This is a genomic window from Kitasatospora sp. NPDC059722 (assembly GCF_042733235.1).
Lineage (GTDB): Bacteria > Actinomycetota > Actinomycetes > Streptomycetales > Streptomycetaceae > Kitasatospora.
Window position 1 is genome coordinate 1 of sequence record NZ_JBHWGD010000249.1, and the last position, 2,950, is coordinate 2,950.

At 77.7% G+C, this 2,950-nt stretch carries 1 protein-coding gene; it reads left to right on the forward strand.

Translation table 11 applies throughout. The annotated features are described in order from the left end of the window. On the forward strand, positions 1–2,950 hold a 2,950-nt coding region (locus ACFV4F_RS42985; protein ID WP_380511424.1), incomplete at both ends, for an acyltransferase domain-containing protein.

A 2,950-nucleotide genomic window follows, 5' to 3' on the forward strand; every position in this document is an offset into this window, starting at 1 on the left:
GTCCAACATCGGCCACACCCAGATGGCCTCCGGCGTGGCCGGAGTCATCAAGACCGTGCTCGCGCTGCGCAGCGGCGTGCTCCCGGCCAGCCTGCACATCGACCGGCCGTCCACGCACGTCGACTGGACGGAGGGCGCCATCGAGCTCCTCGCCGAGGCGCGCGACTGGCCCGAGACCGGGCGGGCCCGCCGCGCCGCCGTCTCCTCCTTCGGGCTGAGCGGCACCAACGCGCACGTGATCCTCGAACAGGCCCCGGCCGCCGCCGTCCCGGCCGCGCCGGCGGACGGCGACACCGTGCCCTTCGCGCTGTCCGCCCGCACCGACGAGGCCCTGCGCGCCCAGGCCGTGCGACTGCTGGCCGCGCTCGACGAGCGGCCCGAACTGCCGCTCGCCGACCTGGCGTTCTCCCTCGCCACCACCCGCACCGCGCTCGACCACCGGGCCGCCGTCACCACCGGCGACCGCGCCGAGCTCCAGCGCGCCCTCGCCGCCCTGCGCGACGGCCTGCCGGACGCCGCCCTCGTCACCGGCCGGGCGGCCGGCGGCGGCCTGGCCTTCCTGTTCACCGGCCAGGGCAGCCAGTACCCGGCCATGGGCCGGGAGCTGTACGACCGGTACCCGGTGTACGCGGAGGCGCTGGACGCCGTCCTCGCCCGCTTCGACCTCGGCTACGAACGGCCCGTCCGGGACGTCCTGTTCGCGGTGGAGGGGTCGGCGGAGGCCGCGCTGCTGGACGGCACGGGGTATGCGCAGCCGGCGCTGTTCGCGCTGGAGGTGGCGTTGTTCCGGCTGGTGGAGTCGTGGGGTCTGCGGCCGGACTTCGTGGTCGGGCACTCGATCGGTGAGATCGCCGCGGCGCACGTGGCGGGGGTGTTCTCGCTGGAGGACGCCTGCACGCTGGTGGCGGCTCGGGCCCGGCTGATGTCGGAACTCCCCGGTGGGGGAGCGATGGTGTCCGTCGAGGCGACGGAGGCGGAGGTGCTGCCGTTGCTGACGGACGGCGTCTCCATCGCCGCCGTCAACGGGCCCACGGCGGTGGTGCTCGCGGGCGACGAGGACGAAGTCCTCCGCATCGCAGGGGAGTTCGCCGGGAGGCGTACCAAGCGCCTGCGCGTCTCGCACGCCTTCCACTCGCCGCACATGGAGCCGATGCTCGACGCCTACACCCGCGTCGCCGCCACGCTCACCTACGACGCCCCGGCGATCCCGCTCGTCTCCACCGTCACCGGCGCCCCCGCCACCGCCGACGAGCTCGCCGCACCCGACTACTGGGCCCGGCAGGTGCGCGGCACCGTCCGCTTCGCCGACGCCGTCCAGGCCCTCGCCGGCCACGGCGCCGCCGCCTTCCTCGAACTCGGCCCGGACGGCGCTCTCGCCGCGCTCGCCCAGGGCGCCCTCGACGAGCCGGTGACCGCCGTCGGCGCGCTGCGCCCCGGCCGCGACGAGACCGAGGCGCTCACCGAGGCCCTCGCCGCACTGCACGTGCGCGGCGTCCCGGTGCGCTGGGACGCCTATTTCGAGGGCACCGGCGCCGGCCATGCCGAGCTGCCCACCTACGCCTTCCGGCACAAGCGCTACTGGCCGAAGAGCGCGCTCTCGCGCACCGGCGACGTCCGCGCCGCCGGGCTCGGCTCGGCCAACCACCCGCTGCTCGCCGCCGCCGTCTCGCTCGCCAACACCGACGGCCTGCTGCTGACCGGCCGGCTCTCGCTGCGCACCCACCCGTGGCTGGCCGACCACGCCGTCGACGGCACCGTCCTGCTGCCCGGCACGGCCTTCCTGGAGCTCGCCGTGCGCGCGGGCGACGAGGTCGGCTGCGAGCGCGTCGAGGAGCTGACGCTCACCGCGCCGCTGCCGCTGCCCGAGCAGGGCGGCGTGCAGGTGCAGGTGTGGGCCGGACGGGCCGACGCGAGCGGGCGGCGCACCGTCGGCGTCTACGCCCGTCCCGAGGGCGACGAGGACGCCCCGTGGACGCAGCACGCCGACGGCATCCTCGCGCCGGGCGAACAGGGCGCTGTTGCGACGGAGTTCACGGAGTGGCCGCCGGCCGGCGCCGAGGCGCTGGACCTGGACGGCCTGGACGAGCGCCTCGCGGGTGCGGGCTTCCACTACGGCCCGGCCTTCCGCGGGCTGCGCGCGGCCTGGCGGCGCGGCGAGGACGTGTTCGCCGAGGTCGCGCTGGACGAGGGCGCGAGCGGCGAGGCCGGCGCGTTCGGGATCCACCCGGCGCTGCTGGACTCGGCGCTGCACGCGACGGCGTTCCTGGGGCTCGGCGGGGTGCCGTTCTCCTGGCAGGACGTCAGCCTGCACGCCGCGGGCGCGTCGGTGGTGCGGGTGCGGCTGTCCGCGACGGGGGACGACGCGGTCGCGGTCGAGGTCGCCGACGCGGCGGGCGGCCCGGTCGCCTCGGTCGGCTCGCTGCTGCTGCGGGCGCTCCCGGCGCTGGCCGGCGCGGGCGCCGGGCCGGTGCGGGACGCGATGTTCGAGCTGCGCTGGTCCCGGCCGCGCGGCGGCGCGCAGGCGCCCGCCTCGGTGGCCGTGCCGGACGCGGACCCGCTCGGCCTCGGCGTGCTGCCGACGGTCGGTGAGGGACCTGCCGAGGTGGTGCTCGTGCCGCTCGCGGGCGACCCGGCCGACCCGGTCGCCTCGGCCCACGCGCTGACGGCCCTGGCCCTGGCCCGGGTCCAGCAGTGGCTCACCGCGGACACGGACGGCCGGCTGGTCTTCGTGACCCGGGGCGCCGTCGCCACCACGGCGGACGACGAGGTCACCGACCCGGCCGCCGCGGCCGTGTGGGGCCTGGTGCGCTCCGCGCAGGCCGAGCACCCGGGCCGGTTCGGCCTGGTCGACCTGGACCCGGCGGGCGGCCCGCTGCCCGAGCGCGCCCTCGGCGGCGACGAGCCGCAGCTGGCCGTGCGCGGCGGCGCCGTGCTCGCGGCCCGCCTGGCC